The 19,180-nt window shown below is 68.7% G+C and carries 18 protein-coding genes and 1 pseudogene; 11 read left to right on the top strand and 8 right to left on the bottom strand.

Annotation, left to right across the window (positions count from 1 at the left end; genetic code table 11):
* Position 1: 1 nt before the first annotated feature.
* Positions 2-1,642: a PucR family transcriptional regulator gene (locus N8I84_RS09875; protein ID WP_263229176.1), complete on the bottom strand. Its 1,641-nt coding sequence runs from the start codon at positions 1,640-1,642 to the stop codon at positions 2-4.
* A 49-nt stretch (positions 1,643-1,691) separates the two neighbouring features.
* A complete protein-coding gene (locus N8I84_RS09870; RefSeq protein WP_263229175.1) occupies positions 1,692-3,071 on the bottom strand; it encodes an FAD-binding oxidoreductase in 1,380 nt (459 codons plus the stop codon).
* 586 nt (positions 3,072-3,657) lie between these two features.
* Between N8I84_RS09870 and N8I84_RS09865 the strand changes: the two genes are divergently transcribed.
* Positions 3,658-4,092, top strand: a complete 435-nt coding sequence (locus tag N8I84_RS09865; protein WP_263229174.1) for an ATP-binding protein — start codon at positions 3,658-3,660, stop codon at positions 4,090-4,092.
* Between the two features lie 23 nt (positions 4,093-4,115).
* Entirely contained in the window at positions 4,116-4,532 is a 417-nt protein-coding gene (locus N8I84_RS09860) for a Fur family transcriptional regulator (RefSeq protein ID WP_263229173.1), read from the top strand.
* A 267-nt stretch (positions 4,533-4,799) separates the two neighbouring features.
* Here the strand turns inward: N8I84_RS09860 and solA are convergent, their stop codons facing one another.
* The 5 genes from solA to N8I84_RS09835 all read right to left on the bottom strand — a co-directional run bounded on the left by solA (position 4,800) and on the right by N8I84_RS09835 (position 9,139).
* Positions 4,800-5,945 (bottom strand): N-methyl-L-tryptophan oxidase, encoded by a 1,146-nt coding sequence (gene solA / locus N8I84_RS09855; RefSeq protein ID WP_263229172.1) that lies wholly within the window; start codon positions 5,943-5,945, stop codon positions 4,800-4,802.
* A gap of 20 nt (positions 5,946-5,965) precedes the next feature.
* The gene (locus tag N8I84_RS09850) at positions 5,966-7,369 is read right to left on the bottom strand and encodes an NAD(P)/FAD-dependent oxidoreductase (RefSeq protein ID WP_263229171.1); all 1,404 of its coding nucleotides are present in this window, start codon (positions 7,367-7,369) and stop codon (positions 5,966-5,968) included.
* Positions 7,370-7,410: 41 nt separating this feature from the next.
* Positions 7,411-7,701: an SDR family oxidoreductase gene (locus tag N8I84_RS09845; RefSeq protein WP_263229170.1), complete on the bottom strand. Its 291-nt coding sequence runs from the start codon at positions 7,699-7,701 to the stop codon at positions 7,411-7,413.
* A gap of 221 nt (positions 7,702-7,922) precedes the next feature.
* Complete coding sequence (locus N8I84_RS09840) at positions 7,923-8,435, bottom strand: RidA family protein (protein WP_263229169.1); 513 nt, start codon at positions 8,433-8,435, stop codon at positions 7,923-7,925.
* A 23-nt stretch (positions 8,436-8,458) separates the two neighbouring features.
* Positions 8,459-9,139 (bottom strand): haloacid dehalogenase type II, encoded by a 681-nt coding sequence (locus N8I84_RS09835; RefSeq protein ID WP_263229168.1) that lies wholly within the window; start codon positions 9,137-9,139, stop codon positions 8,459-8,461.
* 303 nt (positions 9,140-9,442) lie between these two features.
* Between N8I84_RS09835 and N8I84_RS09830 the strand changes: the two genes are divergently transcribed.
* Positions 9,443-10,129, top strand: coding sequence for a GntR family transcriptional regulator (locus tag N8I84_RS09830; protein WP_263229167.1), 687 nt, complete (start codon positions 9,443-9,445; stop codon positions 10,127-10,129).
* A gap of 648 nt (positions 10,130-10,777) precedes the next feature.
* On the opposite strand, the pseudogene N8I84_RS09825 reads toward N8I84_RS09830, so the two are convergent.
* Positions 10,778-11,230, bottom strand: a pseudogene (locus N8I84_RS09825) (Tn3 family transposase); the annotation flags it as partial.
* Positions 11,231-11,631: 401 nt separating this feature from the next.
* Here N8I84_RS09825 and N8I84_RS09820 point away from each other — a divergent pair.
* The 8 genes from N8I84_RS09820 (at position 11,632) to N8I84_RS09785 (ending at position 19,102) form a co-directional block, all read left to right on the top strand.
* Entirely contained in the window at positions 11,632-12,117 is a 486-nt protein-coding gene (locus N8I84_RS09820; protein ID WP_263229166.1) for a RidA family protein, read from the top strand.
* Between the two features lie 124 nt (positions 12,118-12,241).
* Positions 12,242-13,348: an alanine racemase gene (locus N8I84_RS09815; RefSeq protein ID WP_263229165.1), complete on the top strand. Its 1,107-nt coding sequence runs from the start codon at positions 12,242-12,244 to the stop codon at positions 13,346-13,348.
* 73 nt (positions 13,349-13,421) lie between these two features.
* On the top strand, positions 13,422-14,156 hold the full coding sequence (locus N8I84_RS09810) for an SDR family NAD(P)-dependent oxidoreductase (protein WP_263229164.1): 735 nt from the start codon (positions 13,422-13,424) through the stop codon (positions 14,154-14,156).
* Between the two features lie 355 nt (positions 14,157-14,511).
* The gene (locus tag N8I84_RS09805; protein WP_263229163.1) at positions 14,512-15,468 is read left to right on the top strand and encodes an ABC transporter substrate-binding protein; all 957 of its coding nucleotides are present in this window, start codon (positions 14,512-14,514) and stop codon (positions 15,466-15,468) included.
* 7 nt (positions 15,469-15,475) lie between these two features.
* On the top strand, positions 15,476-16,429 hold the full coding sequence (locus N8I84_RS09800) for an amino acid ABC transporter permease (RefSeq protein WP_263229162.1): 954 nt from the start codon (positions 15,476-15,478) through the stop codon (positions 16,427-16,429).
* Positions 16,426-17,193 carry an amino acid ABC transporter ATP-binding protein gene (locus tag N8I84_RS09795; protein WP_313884247.1) on the top strand — a complete coding sequence of 256 codons (768 nt, stop codon included), beginning with the start codon at positions 16,426-16,428 and terminating at the stop codon, positions 17,191-17,193. Before N8I84_RS09800 ends, N8I84_RS09795 begins: the two co-directional genes overlap by 4 nt.
* A 92-nt stretch (positions 17,194-17,285) precedes the next feature.
* On the top strand, positions 17,286-17,618 hold the full coding sequence (locus N8I84_RS09790; RefSeq protein ID WP_263229161.1) for a hypothetical protein: 333 nt from the start codon (positions 17,286-17,288) through the stop codon (positions 17,616-17,618).
* 5 nt (positions 17,619-17,623) lie between these two features.
* Positions 17,624-19,102 (top strand): NAD-dependent succinate-semialdehyde dehydrogenase, encoded by a 1,479-nt coding sequence (locus tag N8I84_RS09785; protein WP_263234717.1) that lies wholly within the window; start codon positions 17,624-17,626, stop codon positions 19,100-19,102.
* The last annotated feature ends 78 nt before the right edge of the window (positions 19,103-19,180 follow it).

Genomic DNA, 19,180 nt, shown 5'->3' with positions numbered 1-19,180 from the left:
GTCAGGGCACGTGGCGACGTGCCCGCAGCGCCAGGCTCAGGGTCAGCACCGTCTGCGGGTCGTCGAGGTCCGCGCCCAGCAACTCCCCGATCCGGGCCAGCCGGTTGTAGAGCGTCTGCCGGTTCAGATGCAGCTCGCGGGCCGTCTCCGCCTTGCGGCCCGCATGCGCGAGATACGTCTGAAGCGTCGGCAGCAGCGGCGGCTTCGAACGGTCGTCGTGCTCCCGCAGCGGGCCGATCGCGCGGTCCACGAACGCCGCCAGGTCCGGATGGTCGCGCAGCCGCCACAGCAGCAGGTCGATGTCCAGGCGGCGGGCGTCGTACCAGGGCAGCTCCGGCAGGCCCTGCGCCGCCGTCGCGGTCTCCGCCGCGTGCCGCAGCCCCGCCGACGCCGAGGCCCAGCCGCCCGCCACCTCGACCACCACCACCGGCGGCCTGGCGCCCGGCCGCTGCATGCCCGCCCGCTCCACGCCCGCCCGCAGCGCCGCGGCCACCCGATCGGCGACCGCCACCCGCTCCGACTCCGAGCGCAGCCCCAGCAGCAGCGGCACCCGCCCCTCGACCGGCCGCACACCCAGCAGCACCGGTACGCCCAGCGACGCCAGCTCCTCCGCGACCGCCCGCGCCAGCACCGCCCAGCCCCCACCGCCCGGCGTCGGCCCGTCCGCGAGGCGCATCACCACCGGCAGCAGCGGGCCGCGGCCCGGCTTGAAGCCCAGCACCCGGGCCTGGGCGGGCGCGTCCTCGGCGGTGATCCGGCCCTCGGCTAGGTCGGTGAGGAAGTCGCCGCGCCCGCGCGCCGCCAGCTCCTCCTCCTGCCGGGCCTGCATCAGCACCACGGCGAGGCTGCTCGCCGCCCGCTCGGCGGCGATCCGGTGCACCGGCGCCACCGGTCCGCTCACCGGGAGCAGCACCAGCCGGGCCCGTACGGACCCGGCGCCGGGCCCGCCGCCGGGCACGTCCACGATCGCCGTCCCGGCCGGCGGCTCGTCCTTGTGGTGGCCGCGCAGCCCTTCCCACACCTGCAAGGGGTCCGTGTCCGCAGGGCCGGTCCCGGCGGCGTAGAGCAACTGACCGTCGGCGGTCTCCAGGAACACCGGATTGCCGCCGAAGTCGGCCAGGATGCCCAGGACCTGCGGCACCCCGCCCCCGCCGAGCAGCGCCTCGGTGCAGCGGCGGTGCACCTCCTCGGCCCGCTGGAGCAGCGCGTAGTGGCCGTTGACGATCTCCGTGTGGATCTCCTCGGTGACCGTCACGAACGGCACCTCGCGGTGCAACTGCACGAGCGGCAGCCCGGCGGCCTTCGCCGACTCGACGAGGGTGGCGGGCAGCCGGGTGAAACGGGTGCCCAGCTCCACCACCAGGGCCGCGATACCGCGCTCGGCCAGCGTGCGCACGAACGCCCGCTGGTCGGCGGGGCGGGTGCCGAGCCCGTACCCGGTGGTCAGCAGCAGCTCACCGCCCTTGAGCAGCGAGGCGATGTTCGGGACCTCACCCGCGTGCACCCAGCGCACCGTGCGGCCCAGCCGGTCGGCGCCCGCCAGCACCTCCGGCAGTCCGCTGCGCAGTCCGGGCAGCTCCAGCGCCCGCCGCACCGTGATCCCGGCGCCCTCGGTGCCCGGGAGGTCGAAACGGCTGTCCATGCGGCGACGCTACCTGCGCGGACGCCCCGGGCGCAGCGTCGGGCCCCGGTCAGGCGGGCGGGATGTTGTGGTTGTAGCGGAACACGTTGTCCGGGTCGTGCTGCCGCTTGACCCGCGCCAGCCGGTTGAGGTTCTCGGTGCCGAGCCCGGCCACCACCCGGTCCCTGCCCTCGTCCCCGATGAAGTTGAGATAGACCGCACCCGTACGCCAGGGCCGGACGTCGGCGCGCACGTCCCGGACCCAACGCAGGGCCTTCTCGTCGTCGGCCGGGTCCTCCCAGACGCCGAAGGGGTGCACGGTCCAGGCGGCGTCCCGGTAGGGGACCGGGTACTCGGGGGGCCCGGCGACGGCGCCGCCCTGGGGGAACAGCACGTGCCGGCAGGAGCTGGGAACGGGCATCGAGGGGGCGCGGGCGCAGAAGATGTCGACCAGTTCGTCGGGCAGGGCGGTCAGGTACTCGGCCGACCAGTGGTTCCGCAGCCCGGGCGGGACGTCGAGCATGCACTGGAAGTCGGCGTAGGGCATCGCGGACACGACCTCGGCCGGGTGCGGCAGCGCCAGCAGCGGCTGGGCGAGCTTGCGCAGGCCGTCCTCGCCGCCGACGTACGTGACCAGCACTGCGCACAGCAGCGTCCCGACCAGCTGACCGGGGACGAACGGCTCGGGCGGACCGGTGATGTACAGCACGCCGCCGCCCACCTCCGGCGGACCGGTAGCGATGATCTCGCGATAGATCCGGATCGCTTCCGGGCCCGTCTCGGGCACGAACATGAGCAGCGCGACGGAAAACTCGGGCAACTCGTGCAGTTTCAGCGTGAGCGCGGTGGCGACACCGAAGTTGCCGCCGCCGCCGTGCAACGCCCAGAACAGCTCCGGGTTCTCCCGGGCGGTGGCGAGCACCGTGGAGCCGTTCGCGGTCACCAGTTCGACGCCGAGCAGGTTGTCGACGGCGAGGCCGAAGGCCCGGTCCAGCCAGCCGTTGCCGCCGCCGAGCACGAAGCCGCCGACGCCGGCGGTGGAGACCCGAGCCCCCGTGGTCGCGAGCCCGTGGGGCTGGGTGGCGCGGTCCAGGTGGCTCATCACGGCTCCGCCCTCCACCCGCACCGACGCCGATCCGGGGTGGACCGTCACGTCATGCATCCGGCGCAGGTCGACCACCAGACCGTTGTCGTTGAGCGCCATGCCCGCGACGCTGTGCCCGCCGCCCCGCACGGCGATCTTCAGATCCAGGTCCCGTGCGAAGCGCACCGCCCGTACGACGTCGGCCTTCGTCTCGCACTGCGCGATCACCGCCGGATGGCGGTCGATCATCGCGTTGAAGACCGTCCGGGCCCCGTCGTAGCCCGGATCACCAGGGGCGAGGACCTCGCCGGCCAGGTCCGCGCGGAGCGCGGCGAGCGCCGTGCGCGCCTTCGAAAGGGGAGCCATCGCAGCCGCCCCCCTTCCAGCCAGGGGACAGGTCTGCCTTCAGCGTAGGCGGGGACGGCACGTGGGTCCTGTCGGCGGAGGGCTGCGGGTTCCCGGGGAGTCCTCCCGCCCGGAGCCGAGCCGGCGCACCAGGGCCACGAGACCGAGGGCGAGGATCGCGAAGGCGACTGCCTGACGACCAGCACGGTCAGGCGTCGCCTCCGGCGTCGACCGTGCGGCAGGTCACCGGCTGGCTCACCAGGAGGGAACTCTGCGGACGGGTCGGATTCGAGCTACTCGACGAGGTGATCCTGCTCCGGTAACCCTCCGCGACCGCGCCCCAAGATCTGTGCCAGAACCCGTAACTCGTGAACAAGGTCAATTTGGAGAGGTCATGAAAAATGATGCTCTCCATTCTCTTGACCGACTCCAGAAAAGGCGTAGCGTCATGGGGGACATTTGCGGTATCGCCCCGAAGGGGGGAGCCATGGACAGCGCAGTTCCTCGAGACACCCGCCCGGGGGGAACGGTTGCCGGCCCGGCTGTCCCCGCCCCGCAGCACTCCGTGCGGCCCCTGTCGCCAGGCGCACCTCCGGCCACGAGCTGCGTGGAGTCGTTCGCCGGCGGGCCGTGGGCACTGCCCTGGTCGCCGACCGCGTGCGCCTCGGCGAGGGCCGCCGTACGCGAGGTGTTGCTCCAATGGGATCTGTGTGACCTCGTCCCGACCGCCGAGCTGCTGGTCAGTGAGCTCGTATGCAACGCACTGCGTCATGCTTCCGGTCCGCTGCGTCTGACCCTGGAGCGGGTGTCCTCTGTGCGCTGTCTGGTCAGCGACGGCTCTTCGGAGCCTCCGCGCCGGACCGACGTCGGCTCCGAGGAGGAGCACGGCCGCGGACTCACCCTGGTGGACACCCTGGCAGCACGGTGGGGCTTTGAGCCCGGGCCCGTCGGCAAGACCGTGTGGTTCGAGCTCTCCACGGACACCGCCCCGGAGGGTGATGAGGCGGCCCCGGGGGACGACAGGGAGCACGAGGCAGAATGACAGCGACCGCCGCAGAGGAACCCATGGAGCTGGCCGCGGCACGGCTGCGCAAGGCGGGCATGCGGGTGACCGCTCCGCGCATGGCCGTACTCATGGCCGTCTCCGATTCGCCAGGCCATCTCGATGCCGAAGCCCTGCGTGAGCGCGCCCAGCGGGTCACAGGAGGCCTGTCCCTGCAGGCCACCTACAACGTGCTGCGTGCGCTCACGGACGCCGGCCTGATCCGGTGCACTCAGATCGCCGGACACCCGGCCCGCTACGAGGTCGAGAACCACGACAATCACCATCACTTCGTGTGCCGCAGCTGCGGTGCCATCCGTGACGTGGAATGCGCGGTGGGCGCGGCTCCCTGCATGGAGCCTCAGTTGCCGAAAGAGTACGCCGTCCAGGAGGCCGCAGTGACGTTCTGGGGAGTGTGCCCCGACTGCCGAATCACGTGACGACGGAGCTCTTCAGTACGTTGTCCGCGGCGAGAGTGCTCGGCCAATGCGGCGGCAGGTCGGCACCGGGCCTCGGCCACAAGCCGCGCAGCATGGGCAGTAAGGCCCCGGGCCGCCGGATCGGAGTAAAGCTGAAGCCACCTTTCACGGGTGGATGGTTCAGCAGATGACACACGGCCGTTGCGGACACCAAGAGATGAGTCCTGCAACGACCGTCAGCCGAATGGCGATACCGAGCTACTGCGCCGAGGCGGCGGGAGTGAGTGGCTACCTGGTCTTGAACCGGTCCGGACGCACGAAGTCCAGCCCTTCGACGGTCTGTTTGCCGAGCGCCTCGTGTGCGGCGATGTGGCCGTAGCCGGTCGCCATTTTGAAGCCCTTTCCGGAGAATCCGGTGGCGCAGTAAACCCTGCTGTTCTCATCCAGCCAGCCGAGGAGGGGATGCCTGTCCTCGGTGAAAAGGTCGGGGAAGGCGTCGGAGCGCACGATGGTGGGGATCAGGCCGGGGAAGAAGTCGGTGACGATCTCGGTGACCTTCTCGGTTTCTTCCCGGGTGAGATCCCTGGGCACGGAGTCCGGGTCGGGGGTTGTCCTTCTGCGCCCGTCCATCGGTGCGTCCACCGATGCCTTGACCGTCACGCCATCGACGGCGGGTGCGCCGTACAGGGAGCGGTCGCCGTGCAGTCGGCTGAAGACGGGGAAGTTCTCCGGCGAGAACTGTGTGCCGTCCTGGGCGATGAACCAGGTCAGGACGATCCGATGGGTTTCCGTGACGGCCTTGAGGTGGTCGGGCATGAGCCTTCGGGACCAGCCGCCCGAGGCGACGATGACCTTCTCGAAGGTCCAGGTTCTGTCGCCCGAGGTGACGACCACGCCGTCTTCGGTTTCGGTGATGCTGTCCACGGGTGTGTTCTGAAGGACGGTAGCGCCGCCTGCCTGGGCCGCCGCGACGGCGGCGCTGACGGCGCGGTCGGTGCGCAGAACGCCGGCGCGAGGGTCGTAGATGGCGCAGTCGTCGGGGCGGAGGTTGTGCTGGGGGTAGCGTTCCGCCAATTCCTCCCGGCTGAGGACGTCGTGCTCGGCTCCGTTGATGCGCGTTGTCTCGAGGAGGCTGTTGATGAAGCTGCCGTTCGCCGTTCCGATGGACAGGCCCCCCGTAGGTATGAGGATCTCCTGCCCGGTTTCCGCTTCGAGCTCGGCCCACAGGCTGCGGGAGCGTTCCAGGATGGGGTAGTAGTCGGGCTTCCCGAAATAGACCATCCGGAACAGGCGGGTGTCCCCGCCCACGGCACTGCGGCCGTGGGCGGGGGTGGCGGCTTCGAAACCCACGACCGAGTCGGACAGCCGGGAGGCCTGCCACAGGGCCATGCTTCCGATGCTGCCCAAGCCGATGACTGCGAGTTCTGCGTCCATGAAAGCATTTTCCTTTTCGTTTACTCGTGAAGTCCGGCAAGCCTGCTGCCGAATTTGGCCAGGAGTGAGGTCTTGCTGGAATTCCGGCGCTCTTCCCACCGGTCGGCGATACCGAAGAGCCGGTACATGGCGTGAACGCCCAGCCAGCGGATGGGTTCCGGTTCCCACTTCCGGGCCCGGTAGCCGACCCAGGGAAGGGTGGTCCGTTCGGTTTCCTTCTCGAAGGCGAGCTCCACGAGTGTCCTGCCGCCGACGTAGGCTGACGTGACACCGTGTCCGGCGTAGCCGGTGGACGATCCGATCCCGGAAGCCGGGTCCCAGTGCACGCCGCCGTTCCAGTCCCGTGTGACGCCCAGGACTCCCGACCAGGCGTGGTCCACCTCGAAGGGGATGCCCGGGAAGAAGGAACTGAGCTTGTGCGAGATCAGGTCGATGGTGGAGGGGGCGGTTGCACCGGCTCCCCCTGTGCCGGACCCGAAGCGGTAGGGGACACCGCGGCCCCCCATGGCGATACGGCCGTCAGCTGTCCGCTGGGCGTAGATGAACGTGTGTGCGGAGTCGTTGAGGCACTGCGGCCCGTCCCAGCCGATCTGCTGCCATGCTTCCTCCGACAGTGGCCTGGTCACGATCATCGAGGAATTGACCGGGATCAGGGTCCGGCGGCCGAGCAGCTGTCCCGAATAGCCTTCGGTACAGATGAACGTCCTGGCCGCGCTGACACGTCCGTCGGCCAGGGTGAGGGTCTTGCCCTCGACGCTGTCCACTCGGCTGCTCTCGTAGATGCTGACCCCCATGGAGGTGAGGGTGTCGGCGAGGCCGTAGACGAGTTTCGCGGGGTGGAGCCGCGCGCAGTGCTTGTAGAAGAGCCCGCCGTGGACGGTGGAGATGTTGATCCGGCTCCGGAACTCGTCCCGGTCGAGCAGCTGGCTCTCGTCCTCGGTCAGCCCGTACTTCAGGTCGGCATCACGCCTGGTGACCAGCCGGCCCAGCCCCGCCTGTGTGTGGGCGGCGACGAGCGCGCCGCCCTTGTGCTGGTCGGCATCGATGCCTTCGGCCCGCAGGATGTCCAGGACCGCGTCGACGCCGGCGACGAACTCCTGCTGCAGTGCCCGGCTCGCTTCCAGCCCTCCGCCGACGCGGGCGAAGGTGGCACGGTTTCCCGGAGGCATTGCCGAGAGCCAGCCACCGTTGCGTCCTGATGCGCCGTAGCCCACCTGCTCGGCCTCGAAGACGGCGACCGAGAGTGACGGCTCGAGCTTCTTGGCGAAGTACGCAGCCCACAGGCCGGTGTAGCCGCCGCCGACAACGGCCACGTCCACGGAGTCCTGGCCGGTGAAACGGGGGAACGAGGGCTTCTTGCCGGCCAGACCGGCCACCCAGAAGCCGAGCTCTCCGTTCCGGGGTGGTACCGCAAGGGCGTTCATGGTGTGTCCTTCATCTGTCTCTGGGAACCGCGTGAGCCGTGCTAGGTCGTGTCCGCAAAGTCCCGTCGTCCGCCCGGAGGGCGGGCCCCGCGGCGTCGTGGGGGAGCGTGCTCTCGGCGTGCCGGGCGGAAGCCCTGGTACTGGACGTACTTGGGCTTTCGCTCGGTGCGGCGAATGGGGGGTCCCCCTCTGGGGGAGCGTGCCAGGCGTCGCGGGGCAGGAGGGACTTTGCGGACACGGCCTGGGGCGGTGTGGCCGCCGTCGACGGGGAGCGTTGCCCCGGTGGTGCACGAGGACTCCGACGACGCGAGGAAAAGGACGGCGTCGGCCATTTCCTCAGGAGTGGCGAGGAGCTGGAGCGGGATCTGCCCTCACGCTCACGGCGGGTGGCCTTTGGGTCGTACCTGCGCCGGTAGAACGCCTCGTTGACTCGGCAGGCGCTGTCTTGCATTGCGTCGGCCAGACGATCGGCCGGGGTGTCGATGCGCCAGGCGAGGGCGTCGCGTGCCTGTTGCCGCCGGCTACCGCGGCACTGCTCGCGATTGGCTCGCCGCTACACAGCCGTGCAGATCACCTGGATCTCGACAGGGGTGTTGAGCGGCAGCCCGGCGACACCGATCGCGGTGCGGGCGTGCCGTCCGTTCTCGCCCAGTACCTCGATGAGCAGTTCACTGGCCGCGTTGGCGACGTTCGACTGCTGACCGAAGTCCGGCGTGCTGGCCACGAAGACCAGCATCTGCACGATCCGGACCCGGTCCAGGTCGCCCACCGCCTGCACAGCGGCGGCAAGGCAGTTGAGCGCGGCATGGCGTGCGAGCTCCTGCGCGGTCTCCAGCTCCACGTCCCGGCCGACAACGCCCTGGCCCAGTAGCTCGCCGTCCTTGAACGGGAGTTGGCCGGAGAGGTGGATGGTGGAGCCCACCGTCCGGTGGGGCACGAGGTACGTGCTGCCGGCCAGGGCGGGTAGCTCCAGTCCGAGGGTCTGGAGCCTTTCTGAAGCCGAGCGGCCCTTGACGGATTGAGGCAGGGGCAGACTCCCGCCGCCACCGCCTTGCTGCGGATTCATTTTCTCAGTTCTCCGCTCGGGCGTCAGGGGCGCGGCAGGCCGAAGAGGACCGGGAGGTCGGCGATGTCAGTGATCCGCTCGTAGCCGAGCCAGTGCTCGTCGTGCTCCCAGCCGCGGTCGACGTACACCTTGTTCTCGATGCCCATGATGGCCGCGGAGCGATGGTCGTACATCGGGCTCGCGGAGACGTGCACGAGTTCGTCGGGCGTCACGCCGAGCTTGTCGAACAAGTACTCGAAGGCGCGGAGCCGTGGCTTGTAGACGCCCATCTCCTCGGCGCTGATGACGACCTCGAACGGGGCCTTGAGGTTCTCCGCGAGGCGCACGGCGTGCGCGGTGTCGCTGTTGGTGATGATGACCAGCGGGACAGCCTCGCCCAGGCGGTTCAGCGCCTCGGTGACACCGGGGTACGGCCCCCAGGTGGGGATGATCTCGTACACCGCCCGCGCGTCGTCCTCGCGATACTCGACACCGACGCTGCGGGAGGCGCGTTCCATGGAATGGGCGACGACCTGGTGGAACGGCTGGTACGCACCCGTGCACTCGTCGATCCGGTACGCCTTGCAGATCCGCAGGTAGTCATCGGCGACCTCGGGCGGCAGTCGGTCGCCCAGGACCTCACGCATCGCGTCGTTGATGCTGAACTTGATCAGCGTCCCGTTCATGTCGAACGTGACGAACTTCGGCTTGACGTCGAATCCCATTGGTCCTCCTAGTGCTTCAGTGGAGCAGCAGTGAAATGGTCGATTGTCGACCATTCGGTTGGTCGATTGTCGACCAACTAGGTCTCGGCTGTCAACAGCGGGAGAGGTGTACCTCGGACAGAACCGGCGCTGTTTCTACTTCCGGATGAATGAGGTGATCCACCGGGTCAGCCGGATGGTGGCACCGCTGTGAGTTCAGTGAGCTCCGGGTCGGACAACCGGCCTGAGGTGTGGATACAGAACCCGCAGAGTTATAGTCGACAAACGACCACAGGGTCGACCAAGAGTCGAGGGAGCGACGGGGTGGACCACAAGTTCGAGTGGCAGGAGCAGCGGACGACGACGCCGGAAGGCGTCTACCGCACACTGCGTGCCGCCATCCTTGATGGGACCGTGCCTCCTGGTGGCCAGCTGCGTGAGGCGCACATTGCCGCTGATCTCGGCATCAGCCGGTCTCCGCTGCGCGAGGCGTTGACCAAGCTGGAGGAGGAAGGGCTCGTCGTAAAGATCCCCTACCGTGGTGCGTTCGTCGTAGAGGTGAGCGCTCGTGAAGTCGCCGAGATCGACTCGGTTCGGCTACGTGTCGAGCCGTACGCCGCCGAGCTCTCGGCCGAAGCACTGCGCGGTCCTGCGCGGCCCCAGTTGCTGCAAACCGTCGAGGACCTCCGCCGGGCAATGGAGAAGGACGACATCCCGGCCAGCATCGACGCGCACCTTCGCTTCCACCGGCTCTTCTACGATCTCTCGGGGCACGGCGTGCTGCAGAGTCTCTGGAACGGCTGGGAGACCAAGCTGCGCCTCCACCTCAGCGTCGATCACCGCACCTACAGCGACGACCCGCACCAATTGGTCGTCGAGCACGAGCGGTTGGCCGCAGTCGCCCTGGAAGGCGACACGGACGCGTTCCGCCAGGAACTGGCTGCCCATTTCCCCATGGGGCTGGGGGCCCGAACGGCAGATCCAGGGGAAGGCGCGCCCCGGCACGCTTGAGGCCATGCCGACGTGCGTGAAGCGTGCAGGCCCGCTCGCCACCGTGATGTCGCACGCCCATGCCGAAACGTCGAGGATCAAGCTCGCACTCTCCACACGATCTTGTAGCGGATCTTGAGTGAGGGTTGCCGGTTGCCGACCGCCGGCACGGGGAGGCGGGTAGAGGGCCCCCGCTGTGCGTCGGCTGGTTTCCTACGCGTCATGGTCGTTGTTCTGCCGGATCCGCCCGAAGGCCGGCGGTGTTCTTCCGGCCGTGAACGGGCCCATTACCGCCACGCTACGCCGCTGCCAGGTTCGTCACCACGGGCCTGCAGGGCAAACGCCGGTGCTCTTGCGAGGTTCCTGGCGCGGCCGGAGCCGCGGCTGCCGCGCGCTGAGCAAGCCGCCTGGCCGGTTCCGGCCGGTGGTCAGCGGGTGTGGCGGCGGACCGCGTCCAGGAGCTGGTCGATGTCTTCGGGGGTGTGAGAGAAGGAGGTGACGAGGCGGACGATGCCCGGCGCCCAGCGGTCGTGGTAGAAGGTGTAGCCCTCCGCGAGAAGCCCTTCGGTTGCCTGCTGGGGCAGGCGGCAGAAGAGGATGTTGGCCTGCGGGCTGCTGAGGAGTTCGGTGCCGGGGATGGCCTTGAGACCGTCGCCGAGCCGGGCGGCCAGACAACCGCGCGGTGTCCTCCTCGCAGCTCATGGCCCTCGCCGTTCAGCCGGGCAACGGCGGCGTTGATGTACTTCGTGGTTCACAGCACCATGGCGTTGAGGACCAGGCCGAGCGCGCCGAGCCGGCCCTCCATGCCGTCGCGGTACGCCTGGTGGATGGTGCCGCGTTTGCCGTGGCACACGTCCCGGGCCGGCTTGTACCTCGATTCCTGCACGGGGAACTGCCGGTTCATCTGCCGCCGGTAGGTGTCGGCCACCGGGTCGACCACCCGTAACAGGTGCTCAGTCTTGGCGATCCGCCCGTACTCAGCGAACGCCGCATCCACCGCGCCGTACGTGCCCGTCTCGACACCGGGCATCAGTGGCCCCGGAACCGCTGGTCGTCCAAGTCGCGGAATCGACTGAAGTCGTAGCTGAGGATCTTGAACAGGCCGAACACCATGTCGGAGTACTCGCGGTACTCGTAGCCGTCCCGGAGCTCCCGCGCGTGCTCATACGCCGTCTTCGGCCGCTTGGTGAGGCCGGCCACGCCCATGGCCGTCCATGCCGAAGCGGATGAAACCGGTGAGCCAGGTCCCGCCGTCGACCGTCGCTTCCAGCGACGGCAGGTGCAGCCCCACATGGTGTTCCGAGGTCGTACTCGAGACTGAAGTTTGTATTGACAGTGCTCGACGGGCGCCCATATGGTCGACAAACGACAATACGTTGGCGGTTTTAAGCCACCATAAGGCGCTTTGTCGCCACTGTTACTCGAGAGGAGAGCCGAGTGCAGATGATCAAGATTCATGAGAAGCGGGTTCTCGTGGCCCACCGCGAGGGTTTGTTCCCTGCGCCGTCCGCGGCGGTGGCGGGATGAGCCAGTCCGTGACTTCGGTAGCGAGCACCGGCTCGGCTTCCGATCGGCTCCACGCCTTGGGTCTGGACCTTCCCGAGCTCCGTGACAACCCGTACTACGTGCATCACCGGACGGTGGGCTCCAGCATCTACATTTCGGGCCAACTGCCCTACAGGGACGGTTGGTTGCTCCGACAGGGCACCGTCGGCCGGGACGTGGGGCTGGAGACCGCGCAGGAGCTCGCACGCCATGCCGCGCTCAACTGCCTTGCCGCCGCTGTGCAGGCGGTGGGCGACCTGGACCGGGTCCGGATCGTGCAGATGCTGGTCTTCGTGGCCAGCACGCCGGACTTCGGTCAGCAGTCGAACGTCGCCAACGCGGCCAGTGAACTGCTCATTCAGGTGCTGGGCGAGAACGGACGGCACGCCCGCACCGCGATAGGTGTCGCCGGGCTGCCGCTCAACACCCCTGTCGAGATCCAGATGGTCTGCACCGCGGTGTAGGCCGGGCCGACGGCGGCGGTGTACGCAAGCGCGCGATATCGCGGACCGCACACATTCGGCATCCAGGGGGAGTCAGCACCCGCGCCCCTCGATCATTCCCAGGCAGAACCACAAGGAGGGCAGCGTGAACCGGCTGCAACGAGCACTCGACGCTCTCGCCGAGCGGATCGACACCCCCGCGCCGATCGTGCTGGTCGACGTCATGCAGGGCAACATCGACCGCGTGCAGGGCTTCGCCGACCAGCACAACCTCAAGGTCAGGCCGCACGTCAAGACGCACAAGTGCGTGGAGATCGGGCGACGCCAGATCGAAGCCGGCGCGGTCGGGATCACCGCGGGCAACGTCGGTGAGGCCGAGGTCTTCGCCGCGGCCGGGTTCGACGACATCTTCCTCGCCTACCCGATCTGGGTCGCGGGAACGAAGAAGCCCCGGATCCGCCGGCTCGCCGAGTCCGCCCGGCTGCGGGTCGGCGCCGACAACGTCGCGGCGATCGAGGCCCTCGCCGACGCGATGGGAGACGAACCGGACCGGCTGCAGGTCGTGATCGAGGTCGACTGCGGCGCCCGTCGTTCCGGGGCGCCGCCCGAGGCTGCGGGCGATCTCGCGCTCGCCGCCCGCAAGCGGGGCCTGGTGCCGGTGGGTGTCTTCACCTATCCGGGGCACGGCGGTGCCGGCCGGGACCTTCGCGGGCGCGCCGCGCAGGACCAGGAGGCCGCGCTCACCACCGCGGTACGCAGCCTCGAAGGTGTCGGGGTCACCGCTGAGGTGGTCAGCGCCGGCTCCACTCCGACCCTCGAGTTCTCCACGAGCGGCGTGATCACCGAGATCCGCCCTGGCGAGTACGTCTTCGGCGATCTGAACAACGCCCGGCTGGGCTCGTGCACGGAGGACCAGATCGCGCTGTTCGTCGCCGGCACCGTGGTCAGCGACTGGGTCCCCCACCAGGTCATCGTCGATGTGGGCAACAAGGCCCTCAGCAAAGAAGGAAGCCCCGAGATCGGCTACGGCGGCATCGCCGGCACGAAGGCGGTCCTGTCCAAGGTCAACGAGTACCACGGGTTCCTCCCGCTGCCGGACGGCGAGTTCCGCCCCAGCGTCGGCACCGTCGTACCCGTGGTGCCGAACCACGTGTGCCCAGTCGTCCTCGGTTTCGAGGAACTGATCGTCACCGACAGCACGGGCACGTCGCTGGAGCGGTGGCCGGTCGACGCCCGCGGGTTCCTCAACTGACCGGCGCCGGGGACGGGACCCTCGTACCCGAACCCGCGACCCGACCGACATCCCCCGCAAAGGAGTGCCTGACATGAGACTCAACAACGTCACGGCCCTGGTGACAGGCGCCAGCAGTGGCATCGGGGAAGCTGTGAGTTCCCACTTCCGCCGCGAGGGCGCGCGACTGCTGCTCACCGGCCGCAGGGAGCGGCTCGACAGCGCCCAGCCCGACGACCTGTACGTTCCCGGAGACCTCAACGACGAGGCGTTCGTCGAGAGCCTGGCCAAGCAGGCCGCCGAGTCCTTCGGCACCGTCGACGCCGTCGTCCTCAACCACGGCCTGCAGGCGGTCAGTCCGCTCACCGAGATGGCCTGCGACGACGCGAAGAACGTGCTGGAGAGCAACCTGCTCAGCGCGTTCCTGGTGATGAAGCACTTCGCGTCGCTGATGCCCGAGACGGGGGGATCGTTCGTCTGCGTCAGTTCACGGCTGGGCATGGTCGGCATGGCCGGGCAGGTCCTGTACTCCGCCGCCAAGGGGGGCCTCATCATGCTCGCCAAGGGCGCGGCGATCGAATGGGCGCCGCGCAACATCCGCGTCAACGTCGTCGCTCCGGGCCTGACCGCCACCCCGATCATCGAAGCGGCGTTCCAGCGCAGGCCCGACCCCGAGGGCTACCGCCGCGAGCGCGAGAGCCAGATCCCGCTCAACCGCCTCGCCACCCCCGAAGAAGTCGCCGACGCGGTGCTCTTCTTCGCGTCGGCGGAGTCGTCGTACGTCACCGGATCGGTCCTGACCGTCGACGGCGGGTACACCGCCTTCTGAGCATGGGCCATGCCCACGAGTGTCGCTCGGCACCGGCTTGTCGACCGCTTTGTCATGAAGTGACCTAGAGGACGCGCGACCCGATCGTCCTCGAGTTTCTCGCGAAGTTACCTGCTGAGCAGCTTCGCCGGCGCCAAGGGACGCTCGGCACGTCCCTCAGCCGCGGGCCCGGGCTCTGCCTCGTCCCTCAACGAGTGCCTTCATACTGCGCCCCGGCACGCACCTCGCCGCCATCGCCATCCCGCATCACTGACGGGCCGCAGGCCCGCCCACTGAACCGCCCCCCATCCCACTGAGCTGGTCCCCGATCCGAGCGGCTCCCAGCGCGCTTTCCCCTTTGATTAAGGAGCAACCCATGCGAGTCAGCAGAAACTTGAGCGTCACGATCGTCACGACGGCCCTGGCCCTCGCGCTCGCCGCGTGCGGGGCGAGCGGCACCGCGCAGAACGTGGGGTCGAAGAGCACGACGCAGGGCGGGGGTTCTGGTTCGTCGGCCGAGCACACCGACGACATCTCGGTGGGTGTGCAGCCGGATGCGAAGGCGGTGAAGCTGCTGCCCGCGGCGGTGAAGGCCAGGGGCACGCTGTCGGTGGCCATGGACCTGACCAGCCCGCCCACTTCGTTCATGGCGTCGGACAACAAGACCCCGATCGGGTTCAACCCGGACTTCTCCCGGCTGATCGCGGCGAAGCTCGGGTTGAAGCTGCAGATCAACAACATCAAGTTCGACACCATCATCACGGGCCTGCAGGCCGACCGGTACGACTTCACGGCGTCCACCATGGGTGCCACCAAGGACCGGCTGAAGGTGCTCGACATGGTCGACTACTTCAAGGCCGGTACCGGAGTGTCGGTCCCCTACGGGAATCCGCAGAAGCTGGGCACCCACACGCTGTGCGGGCACCGCGTCGGTGTCCAGTCCGGCAGCACCGCGGAGCTGCAGTGGCTGCCTCAGCTGTCCAAGCAGGACTGTACGAGCAAGGGCAAGCCGGCCATCGCCGCGGTGAGCCTGCCCAGTGTGAACGATGCTCTGACCCAGCTGGTCTCCAAGCGGATCGACGCGGTGATGTACGACTTCACCGGGCTTCAGTGGGCGGCCACGCAGCAGCCCAAGACGTTCGACGTGCTGCAGCCCCTGGTGGCCACCAAGACCGTGACCGTCGCGCTGAAGAAGGACTCGCCGCTGACCCCGGCGGTGCAGGCTGCCATCCAGTCGATCATCGACAGTCCCAAGTACGCCGAGGCGCTGGGCCGCTGGGGCTTCAACACCCTGGGGATCAAGACCGCGGCCATGGCCGTCCCGCAGGACTGAGGTTCCGATGGATGTGATCGAGACGACGATCAGGAGCCGACCGGTGCCGGAACTGCTGGCCGAAGAAAAGAAGCGGATCACGCCGAAACGTCCGCGTGACTACGTCGCCTGGGTGGTGGCGGTCGCGATCGTCGCCGGTCTGGTGTGGACGGCGGTGACGAACGAGAACTATCGCTGGCCGGTGGTCTTCAGCTACTTCACCACCCAGACGATCCTCAACGGCCTGCTGACCACGCTCCTTCTCACGGTGGCGAGCATGGCCCTGGGCACCCTGCTGGGGCTGGTGCTGGCGGTGATGCGCATGTCGCACCAGCGGCCCGTCTCCGGGCTGGCCCAGCTCTACATCACCTTCTTCCGCGGCACCCCGGTGCTTGTGCAGTTGATCTTCTGGTTCAACATAGCGGCGTTGTACCCGCACCTGTCGATCGGCATCCCCTTCACCCATATCTCTGCGCCGGTGAACGTGAACGCGATCATGACTCCGATGACCGCGGCCGTCGTGGGGCTGACGCTGAACCAGGCCGCGTACATGTCCGAGATCATCCGCGGCGGGTTCGCAGCGGTTCCTCGCGGACAGCACGAGGCCGCGGAGTCCCTGGGCATGTCGGCCTTCACCAAGCTCCGCCATGTGATCATCCCGCAGACCATGCCGACGATCATTCCGGCCACCGGCAACCAGGTGATCGGGATGCTGAAGGAGACATCGCTGGTGAGCGTGCTCGGCGTCGCCGACCTGCTGCAGAGCGCACAGGCGATCTACGCCCGCACCTACCAGACGATCCCGCTGCTGATCGTGGCCAGCCTCTGGTATCTGATCATGACGCTGGTGCTGAGCGTGCCGCAGTCCATGATCGAGCGTCGTTTCTCCCGCTCGACCAGGATGCGGCTGACCCCGGCGGCCACCTCGGCCGAGCCGGGGGCGGGCCAGCCCGTTCCCACCATGAGGGAGTCCCTGCTGTGAACCCGGACGGAACGATCGTCGCACGCAAGCTGTGCAAGAGCTACGGCCGTCACCAGGTCCTGCACGACATCGACCTGACCGTCAAGGCCGGGGAGATCTCCTGCATCATCGGGCCCAGCGGATCCGGCAAATCGACCCTGCTGCGGTGTATCAACGGGCTGGAGACCGTGGACCGCGGGGTGCTGAAGGTCAACGGTGAGGACTTCGGCTACGTCGAGAAGGACCACGCCTACCACGCCGTGCGCCCCAAGCGGCTGGCCGAGCAGCGCACCCGCATCGGCATGGTGTTCCAGCAGTTCAACCTGTTCCCCAACATGACCGCCGAGAGCAACGTCATGTCCGGACCGGTACTGGTGAAGAAGAGGAACCGCGCGGCCAGCCGGGAACAGGCGCGGGAACTGCTGGCTAGGGTCGGCCTGGACGGGTGCGGCCACAAGTACCCCGCCCAGCTCTCCGGCGGCCAGCAGCAACGCGTGGCCATCGCCCGCGCACTCGCCATGGAACCCACCATCATGCTGTTCGACGAACCCACCAGCGCCCTGGACCCCGAACGCGTGGGCGAAGTCCTCGCCGTCATGCGCGACCTCGCCGGCAACGGCATGACCATGCTGGTCGTCACCCACGAGATGGGTTTCGCCCGCGAGGTCGCCGACGAGGTGCTCTTCATGGACGGCGGCATCGCCGTCGAACGCGGCGACGCACGTGAAGTCCTGGCCAACCCTCGCGAGAAACGAACCCAGGCATTCCTCGAAAGAGTGCTGTAGCAGCGGCACGGACATGCGGTAGCGGTTTCGGCAGCGTGGCCGGCCCGGCTTTGCTCCGGTCAAAGCCCTCGTCTTCGGCGAGCTTGTAGGACTTGGCCGGGGTGCCGCCGATGCCGAGGCAGTGGCGCGAATTCTGCCCCGGCTACTCGCCGCAGACTTTCCTGTCGGGCAGGCGGCCGGCGGACGAGCACACCCGGATGTTGCGCAGGGTGACCATGCAGCTCGCTCATCTGATGCGTCAGTGCACTCGCGCGAAGACCCAGATCCACTCCTTGCCCCACCGCGACCTGCTACCCCGCCCGCTCGCCTCTGACCTGCGCGGCAACACCGTGCAGATCAGCGCGCCATTCATCACCACCGACGACGAGGTCCGGCAGCTCGTGGCCGCCGTCGAAACCGTCGTCTCCGACCAGGAAGCCGAGTGACCACCATGCGCACCCTCCCCGAGGCGGAACCGACCGCCCTGGCCGACTCCGAGAAGGTCCTGGCCAACCTCGACCTCGCCGTTCCGGGCGTGACCCGGACCTTCGACGTCCACGATCCGGCCACCGGCCAGACGATCGCGCAGGTCCCCGACTTCGACGTCCAGCAGGCCCTGGAGGCCGTCGCGCGCGCCGACACAGTAGGCCGGTCCTGGGCCGCCACCACCACCCGGCACCGCGCCGACATCCTGCGCGCCTGGTACGACCTGATCACCGGCAACGCCGAGATGATCGCCCTGCTCATCACCCGTGAGATGGGCAAGCCGCTCGCCGAGGCCCGCGCGGAGGTCTCCTACGGGGCCGACTTCGTCCGCTGGTACGCCGAGGAAGCGGTACGCCCGGCAGGAAACCTTCGCGACGCTCCCACCGGCGGGGCCCGCCTGCTCACCCGGCGCGCACCGGTGGGGTTGTCGGTTTTGATCACCCCGTGGAACTTCCCGCTCGCCATGGCGACCCGCAAGATCGCCCCGGCGCTCGCCGCCGGCTGCCCGGTGGTCGTCAAGCCCGCGCCCAACACGCCCCTGACCACCATCTTCGCGGTCCAGCTCGCCCTCGCAGCCGGCGTCCCCGAAGACCTGGTGCAGGTCGTGACCACCACCGACGCACCCTCCTTCAGCACCGCCGTGCTGGCCGATCCGCGCGTGCGCAAGGTGTCCTTCACCGGATCGACCGCGGTCGGCAAGGTCCTCCTGCATCTCGCCGCGGACAACGTACTGAAGAGCTCCATGGAACTGGGCGGCAACGCCCCGCTGCTGGTCTTCGACGACGCCGACCTGGAGCGGGCCGTCGACGGAGCGTTCGCCGCCAAGATGCGCAACGGCGGCCAGTCCTGCATCGCCGCCAACCGCATCTTCGTCCAGGACGGCATCGCCGACGCCTTCGTCGAGGCCCTGACCGACCGGCTGGCCACGCTGGAGGTCGGCAACGGACTCGCCCCCGGCATCGGCCTCGGCCCCGTCATCGACCACAACGCCGTGACCAGACTCGCCGGCCTGGTCCAGGACGCGACCCGCCGCGGCGCACACCTGGTCACCGGCGGCTCGGCTCCCAGCCATCCCGGCTCGTTCTTCGAACCGACGCTCCTGGACCACGTACCGGCTGACGCCGCCCTCGCCCACACCGAAATCTTCGGGCCCATCGCCGCCATCCAGCGCTTCTCCCACCAGGACGAGGCGATAGCACGCGCCAACGACACCGAGTACGGCCTGGCAGGCTACGTCTTCACCGAAAGCCTCGACCGCGCCTTCAACGTGGCCGACCAACTGGCCACCGGCCTGGTCGGCATCAACCAGGGCGTCCCCTCGAACGCGGCCGCACCGTTCGGCGGCATCAAACAGTCCGGCCTCGGACGCGAGGGCAGCAGCGAAGGACTCGAGGAGTACCAGGAGATCCGCTACTACAACCTTCAACTGCGTCCGACCAGGTGATCCGTGTACAGCCGACACCTGAGAGCGGACGCTCGACGAGCTCACCGGGCTCGCCGAAGATCGGCGAGCCCGGTGATG

Source organism: Streptomyces cynarae (assembly GCF_025642135.1).
In the GTDB taxonomy this organism is placed as follows: domain Bacteria; phylum Actinomycetota; class Actinomycetes; order Streptomycetales; family Streptomycetaceae; genus Streptomyces; species Streptomyces cynarae.
This window is presented reverse-complemented; position numbering and strand designations above follow the sequence as displayed.